Genomic DNA, 7,006 nt, shown 5'->3' with positions numbered 1-7,006 from the left:
GCGGCAGGCCGGTCGCCGCGGCGAAGCGCTCGAGGTTGCCGGCGTGGTCCTCGTGATGATGGCTGACGACGACTCTGGACAGGGGCTGCTCATCGGCGAACCGCCGGACAACCTGCCACTCGTTCGGGGGGCCGGTGTCGATCAGGGTCTCGCCCAAACGCCACAGAATGCAGGTCGTGTTCACGCGTCCGCCGAAGCGTCCGACGCGGATGCCCCGGACGTCGCGCCAATCGATCCGCTCGTGCAGGCTCATCGCACCTCTCGAAGGACTCCGTCAGCGCTCCCAACCTACCTCATTCTAAGGAGAGGCCGGGTGTCTCTCAGTCTCGCGCTTCGTCCGAATGCGCGCTGCGCACGCGGCCGGCCGCCCAGGTGCGCAGGCCCTCGACTTTCTCGGCCATGGTCTGAGCCAGCGGCCGGGGGGCGCGGATCTCGCCGAGCAGTAGCTCGTCGTCGAGCTCGCGCTCGGCCGCAAAGGCCGTGAACAGGGCCGCGACCACGGCCTGCTCGAGTTCGGCGCCGCTGAAATCGTGGGTTTCGGCGACCAACCGGTCGAGGTCGAATCCGGTCGGCTCTTGACCGCGCTTCGAAAGATGAATGGCCAAGATCTCCCGGCGGCCGACGGGGTCGGGTAGGTCGACGAAGAAGATCTCGTCGAACCGACCCTTGCGCAGAAGCTCCGGCGGCAGGCGGTGGACGTCATTGGCGGTGGCGACCACGAACACCGGCGCCTCGCGATCTTGCATCCAGGACAGGAACGTCCCGAAAACCCGCTTTGACACTCCGCCGTCCTCGGCTCCGCCGCTGGCGAAGGCCTTCTCCAATTCGTCGATCCACAGAATCACGGGCGCGATCCGTTCGGCGGTAGCCACCGCGCGCCGGAAGTTCTTCTCGGTCTCGCCGATGTACTTGTTGTAGAGGCGCGACGGATCGAGTCGTAGGAGCGGCAAGCTCCACTCCGTCGCCACCGCCTTGGCCGAGAGGCTCTTGCCACAGCCGGGGACGCCTACCAGCAGGATTCCCTTCGGAAAGGCGAGGCCGTACTGCGCGGCGCCGCTCGGGTTCAGCAGCAGTTGCTGGCGCTGACGGAGCCATGATTTGAGGGCCTCCAAGCCGGCGATCTCGGCGAGGCTCTCCTCGATCGGAAAGTACTCGAGAACACCGTCCTCTTCGACGACCTCGCGCTTAGCGTCGACGATGCCCTGCAAGTCCTCGATCGAGAGCTTGCCGTCTTCGATGATCGACTTGGTCAGTACTTTCTCCGCTTCCATCAGCGTCAGTCCCTGGAGCCCGTTGAGCACACGCTTCAGCTCCTCTCTGGACAGCGTGTAGTCGACGTTCATTCGCTGCGAAAGGTCGCGGAGGATGTGCCGAATGAGCTCGCGGTAGTCCTGCGGAGCCGGCGGCGGCAGGTGCAGGAGAGCGCTCTGTGCCTGAAGCGCGGCGGGCACTTCCACGTCGGGGCCCGTCAGCACCAGAGCTCCCGGTCGACGCTGAAACGGCTCGATGGCATCGCGCAGGTGCTCGACCGAGGTCGGATCCTCGAAGTCCGACTCGTGAACCCGAAACTGGTAGATCGCCGGCTGGTTGCTGTGCTCGGCATGCGCCAGTGCCTTGATCAGGTCTTTGGTGTCGTAGATCTCGCTGCCGAGGCCCGATCGCTTGAGGCCCTTCGAGCGTCGCCAGACGAAGAGCGCGAGGCTCATCGAGTCCGCCAGATAGCGCAGCAGGGTTTCGGCGCGGTCCTCTTCTACGGTGCGCAGGAAGATGAGTCCGTACCGCGACCGAATCAACAGCGACAGATCGCGCAGTAGGTCGGATGCGGGGTGTGCGGTTGTGGCGGTCAAAGGTCTTCGCTAAGGGGAATGCGGTGACAGAAGGGAATGCGGTTACAGGATACTCATTCCCCCGTTGGAGCGGTTCCGGCTAAGAGGATCGTGTCTGCGTCACGGTTGCGAGTTGTCGATTACGGCCTCCGCGGGCATCTTCAGTCGCGCTTCGTCAAACGGTTCTTGGAACGACCAGTTGCGAATCTGACAGGTCGCGTAGACATTACCGTCTTCATAGATCGTGAATCTGGTCGGCACGATCAGGCCGTCGACCGTCGCCCAGTCGTCGTAGACCAACAGGTGTCCGGGCGAATGCTCCACGCCTTCGGGAAGGATCGAACTGTAGGTCACGATATAGCGATTGGCATGGAGCCGGTGCGTTTCCGGGTGGATCAACAAGTCGTAGTAGTCGTCCGGCGTGTCGCCGATGCCTTCCTCGAAGGTCATTTTGACCGTGCGATATTCGGTCGGGTCGCCGGCCAGAGTCGTCGTTCCGGTTTCCTCCAGCACGACACCCGGGTCGAGCGTCAGCCACGGGAGGTTGAGGAAGTAGTAGTTCAGCAACGCAAAGAACCGAGGTGGCATGGGAGCCTCCCAGTTCGCGCTCCAGGCCTGTTCCCCGTCCCAGCCCATGCGCATTTCGGTGCCGGGATAGTCGATCAATGCGCGACGATTCCCTTGCTCGACCTGAATCTGAGACCACATGGGGCCCTCACCCCAGAGATCCTCGAAGTAGACCGAGGGCGCAGATTCCCAGGCTTCCATTCCGCCGTGTGCTTCGATCATTTCTTGGACGATCGTAGGAGCGCTGTTCATGCGCGTCGACGCCGCTCGCTCGTCGGCCGGCGAGGCGGCGAGTGTTTCAGAGCGGGCCGAGCCCGCCGAGCTTGGCGATTCCGCGGATTCGGGGGCGGTTCCGCATCCGGTTGTCGCGGCGAGGAACGACACACACGCGATGTGGGCGATCCGAGCTGGCCAACGGTTTCTATTAGGCGGGTTGAGTCTCATCGCAGGCTCCCTATTCGACGATCCCAGGCAGGCAGCTTCGGCGTGCCGGGGCGATAGTAGCTCACCGAGGGCCCGATCGACGGGTCTGCCCCGCAGTCCAGTATCCTTCGCTCGTGGCTGCTCCGCTTACCGTCCTTCTCTCCGTTCACAAGGCGCCCCTTCGACAGCGGGTCCGTGCGTTGCTTGCCGGCTTTGAATCCGTCGAGCTGGTTGCCGAGTGCACGAGTGGAGCTGACACCCTACGCGCAATGCGCGAGCACGAACCTTCGGTCGTTCTTCTCGATGCACAGATGCCGGATCTGGGTGCTTTCGACATCCTCGGCGAGATCGGCCCCGATGCGATGCCATCGGTGGTGTTCCTCACCGACTTCGACAGCGCGATCGTGCGCGTCCTCGAGGTCCATTCGATCAACTACCTGCTGCTGCCGTTGAACGAAGAGCGCTTCCACTCCACCTTCACGCGAGCGCTGCGCCAGACCCAGGGGCGAGCGCTGGCCGGTGTTCGCCGTCGTCTCGTCCGCCTGCTGGCTGCCGATGAAGAGGGATCGAAGGAGCGACGCATCCCGGTTCGTAACGCCGGCAAGGCGCACTTCGTGGATCTAGACGACATCCGCTGGGTTGAGGGCGTCGGCACCCTGGCGCGGTTGCACCTGGACGACCGCACGCACGTGGTCAGAGCCGAGCTCGATGAGTTGGCCGAACGGTTCGCCGCTGACTTCGTGCGCATCCACTCCATATTGGTGCGCACAGCCGAGATCGCCGAGATTCAGCGAACCGACAGGGGTGACCTCTTGGTCAAACTCCGCGACGGCAAGCACATACGCCTCAGCCAGGGCGAGCGTCCGCAGGTTGTTCCGGCTTCCGAGGAAGTCGAGCCCCCGGCGTAAAGACCCTCCTACCGCCTGAGCACTCCCAGTGCAAAGTCTCGCCCCAAACCTTGAGCGTAGGCCAGAGAGATCCACAGCATGGCGAGTGGCTCGAGATAGCGGGCGCTCGTGATGGGGCCCGCGTCGATCGCCTCGAAGCCGATGTCTTCGACCAGGGCATGCACCTCGCCGCGGCGGGCGCTTTCGTCGCCGCAGTAAAACATAACCGATCGACGCCCTTCGAGCTCCGGCTGGGCCATGTTGTTTGCGCCGGTAGTGTTGAAGGCCTTGAAGACGGCGGCGCCCGGCCAAGATCGCCGTTGCCGTCAGGATCAGGAAGACAGCGAGCATCAGCCAGAACACGACTCGGCGTCGCGCGGGTGTCGTCTCGATGCGCCCAAGCGTCCCCCAGAAGACCAGCTATGAAGAGCGCGTCGACTGGGAAAAGTGCGCCCTCGTATTCAAAAGGGAGCTCTGAGAGCTGCTGAGAACGGTGCCAGCTTTTTCTTCGATCCGCTCATGGTCGCGCTGGCAGGGCAGCGACAGCCTGGGATAGCTCGAAGGACAGGCGCCGGGTGAACTTGGGGTGCGCCTCCGGTTCGGTGGCCCACCTCGGCGTGGCCGTTAGGATCATCGGAATCCACCCCATTGCGAATGCTCCGCGGATCGGGCAGTCGACGGTCACGCTGTGTTCGCCCCGTGAGATCGTGAAGGCCCAGTGGTAGCTTCCCCGGACGATTTGCGGAACGATCCCCAGAGTTAGCATGGGGAAGATCGGAACAAAACCACCGCCAGGCTCCTCTGCGAGATCGCACGGATGGAGAGGTCGGATAAAAACGTCCGGTTCCTCCTCGAGGGCCCAGTCGAAGTCGATTTGAGAGAAGAAGTCGGTTGCTCGGATCGAGTCTCTGAAGGCCTCGGAGTAGTCGGCGGCGTCGATGTCGCCGCTGTCGAAGCTCCGGATTCCGGCGACGAGGCTCCCTTCAGTGGACTGGACGAACCGGTTTTCCGCCGGGGTGAGCGGCTTCGGGACGCTGTACCCCATGCAGCCAAGCGTGGCACACGGGACGAGAGCCGCGACCCAAAGTCTCGACATCCAGCGACCCTGGTAGCGAGGCATGCGGTAGACGATATCAGGGCGACGGGCTGATCAGCCTGGAGGGAAACTCGGGGAAACTCGGTGACAGGATACTCATTTCCTGAGGAATCGGTGCTTGCCTCTTCCCCGGCACTCCGAGGGCTTGCCGAACGCCGCTCGGTATGGGATAGTCAACCAGGCGTAAGTAAGGCGTAAATCGTCGAGGCCCAACTTTCAGTGTCTTTCTGACGTATCTCAAGGACTTCGAACAAACCGAGAGGAGAAACAGTGTCTGGAGAATTCCCCAAGGGTCGTTTTGTCTGGTTCGACTTGATGACCGAGGACCCGGCCGGCGGCCAGGACTTCTACACCCAGCTGATCGGATGGCAAACGGAGGTTTGGGACGGCGGCGAGAAGCCTTACACCATGTGGAAGAACGGTGAGACCTCCATTGGCGGCGTCGTGCAGTTGCCCGATGAGGCGAAGCGGGGCGGCGCGCCGTCGCACTGGCTCGGCTACGTTGCGGTGCCCGACGTCGACGCCTCGGCCGAGAAGATCAAGGAGCTCGGTGGGCAGATTCTGAACGGACCCATGGAGGTCCCGGGCGGAGGCAGGATCGTCCAGGCGATGGATCCTCAGGGCGCGGCGTTCGCCCTGCACACGCCCGGAGCGGAGCAGGCTGGTTAGGCGATAAGAACCGAGAGTGCGGCGAGGAATCCGGGTAGATTCCTCGCTGCGCTCGCCCGTAGCGAGCCTGTCAGATAGAGGTGCGAGCCTTCTCGTGAGCGGTCCTTTTTCTGAGTGGAGCTCAGGTAGAGGCGAGACCTCGAGTTAGCATTGCAAGACGTGACTCGAGCGATTCCAGCCGTTTCGACTCTGCTCGCGCTGGCGGTGGTCTCTTGCGGCGTGCCGGAGCCTGGAGCGAAAAAGCGCAGGCCAACTCAGCTCGCTTCAGGTCTGAGGAGCTTCCAATCGGCAACGGACGCGCAGCGGGTGCTTGGGCAACCAAACTGGGCGATCATGCACGAGGACAAGTCGCCGGCCCGAGGGAAATGCCCGCGATTCGACTCCTTGGCCATTTCGGTTCAGCCGTGGTCCCATCTAGGACATCTCGGCGAGCTTCAGCTTGGCTTCACTAACGACGTCCTCACCCAGGCCCTGTTCTACCCAAGCAATCCCGAGAGTTACCTTGAGGCCCTTGGCAAGACCGGCCTCGTCTTCGACCGGGAGAACTCGTTCGGTGTCCCCCTTGCTCGGATGTCGCTTCGAACGGAGGTCAGGCACTGGAGACGCTACGACGGACGGCATTACGTCGCGTGGGTGGACACCGCTTTGGAAGACGAGCAAGGCCGGTGGATTTCAACGTGCTCGTAGAGCCTTCCAAGCCAGAGGTGCTGCTCGAGATAGGACGCCAAGATAGGGGTGCCAGCCACTTATCCGAGGCTGGTGCAGACATTCGTTTCTTCATGGATGGCGAAACGGGCAACATGATCCACAGCACGGTCCCACCGCATCAAACAAATAGAGCGACGGTTCACTTAACCGTTGGCGAACTTTGGTACGTGTTCGAGGGACACGGTGAGATTTGGAGAGAATGGCTTGGAGAGTTGCGTCGCGACTCTCGTTGCGGGCACCTCAATCGACATCCCAGCAGGAATGGCTTTTCAGTACCGAAACGTTTCAGACCAGGACTTCAAGTTCATTTGCATCACCATGCCTTCTTGGCCGGGTGCCTCAGAGACTGCTTATGTCGATGGCAAGTGGCAGCCAACTGTTTGACGAGCTGAACGTCGAGGCGTTTAGACCAATACTCTGACCTCGATATGCGAGGCGCAGGTGCGACTAGCTGCAAGCTGGAGCCGCCCTCCTAGCGCCCCAGAGCGGTCAGCATCCGCAGGATCGCTGTCGCGGTGAGGATCAGGAAGGCAGCGAGCATCAGCCAGAATACGACCCGGCGCCGTGCGGGTGTCGCCTCGATGCGCTCGGTGGTGCCCGAGCGGAGATCTTCGAGAGCCTCGCGCATCTCTCGCACCGAAGGGAGATAGGGACACAATACGTAATGTCCCAGCGCGGGCCAATAGCCGGCCCGTGTGGATGGGGTCAGCCGATAGAGGTGCACTTCCGGTAGGGGTGACGGCCGGAGAGTGGGGTGGGGTTAGGGGGTGCGAATTCGCGGAAGCAGACAATCGGGGTGGCTCTCGATCAGGCCGGGGTGGGTGAGCTGG

At 62.6% G+C, this 7,006-nt stretch carries 9 protein-coding genes; 2 read left to right on the top strand and 7 right to left on the bottom strand.

Annotated features, from left to right (window positions below):
* The 3 genes from GY769_08235 to GY769_08225 form a co-directional block, all read right to left on the bottom strand.
* On the bottom strand, positions 1 to 253 hold a 253-nt coding region (locus GY769_08235), incomplete at its 3' end, for an MBL fold metallo-hydrolase (protein ID MCP4201907.1).
* 67 nt (positions 254 to 320) lie between these two features.
* Entirely contained in the window at positions 321 to 1,847 is a 1,527-nt protein-coding gene (locus tag GY769_08230; protein MCP4201906.1) for an AAA family ATPase, read from the bottom strand.
* A gap of 99 nt (positions 1,848 to 1,946) precedes the next feature.
* Entirely contained in the window at positions 1,947 to 2,615 is a 669-nt protein-coding gene (locus GY769_08225) for a hypothetical protein (GenBank protein MCP4201905.1), read from the bottom strand.
* A gap of 335 nt (positions 2,616 to 2,950) precedes the next feature.
* Between GY769_08225 and GY769_08220 the strand changes: the two genes are divergently transcribed.
* Positions 2,951 to 3,724, top strand: a complete 774-nt coding sequence (locus tag GY769_08220; GenBank protein MCP4201904.1) for a response regulator transcription factor — start codon at positions 2,951 to 2,953, stop codon at positions 3,722 to 3,724.
* Between the two features lie 8 nt (positions 3,725 to 3,732).
* Here GY769_08220 and GY769_08215 read toward each other — a convergent pair whose 3' ends face one another.
* Positions 3,733 to 3,927 (bottom strand): hypothetical protein, encoded by a 195-nt coding sequence (locus GY769_08215; GenBank protein ID MCP4201903.1) that lies wholly within the window; start codon positions 3,925 to 3,927, stop codon positions 3,733 to 3,735.
* A gap of 293 nt (positions 3,928 to 4,220) precedes the next feature.
* Positions 4,221 to 4,799 (bottom strand): hypothetical protein, encoded by a 579-nt coding sequence (locus tag GY769_08210; protein MCP4201902.1) that lies wholly within the window; start codon positions 4,797 to 4,799, stop codon positions 4,221 to 4,223.
* Between the two features lie 270 nt (positions 4,800 to 5,069).
* On the opposite strand from GY769_08210, the gene GY769_08205 reads away from it, so the two are divergent.
* Positions 5,070 to 5,468, top strand: a complete 399-nt coding sequence (locus tag GY769_08205) for a VOC family protein (protein MCP4201901.1) — start codon at positions 5,070 to 5,072, stop codon at positions 5,466 to 5,468.
* A gap of 414 nt (positions 5,469 to 5,882) precedes the next feature.
* On the opposite strand, the gene GY769_08200 is transcribed toward GY769_08205, so the two are convergent.
* On the bottom strand, positions 5,883 to 6,065 hold the full coding sequence (locus GY769_08200) for a hypothetical protein (protein ID MCP4201900.1): 183 nt from the start codon (positions 6,063 to 6,065) through the stop codon (positions 5,883 to 5,885).
* A 583-nt stretch (positions 6,066 to 6,648) separates the two neighbouring features.
* Positions 6,649 to 6,804, bottom strand: a complete 156-nt coding sequence (locus GY769_08195; GenBank protein ID MCP4201899.1) for a hypothetical protein — start codon at positions 6,802 to 6,804, stop codon at positions 6,649 to 6,651.
* Positions 6,805 to 7,006: the final 202 nt, after the last annotated feature.

Source organism: bacterium, assembly GCA_024224155.1.
GTDB lineage: Bacteria > Acidobacteriota > Thermoanaerobaculia > Multivoradales > JAHEKO01 > CALZIK01.
The sequence above is the reverse complement of the archived record's forward strand: the minus strand, read 5'-3'. Positions and strand labels throughout refer to the sequence as shown.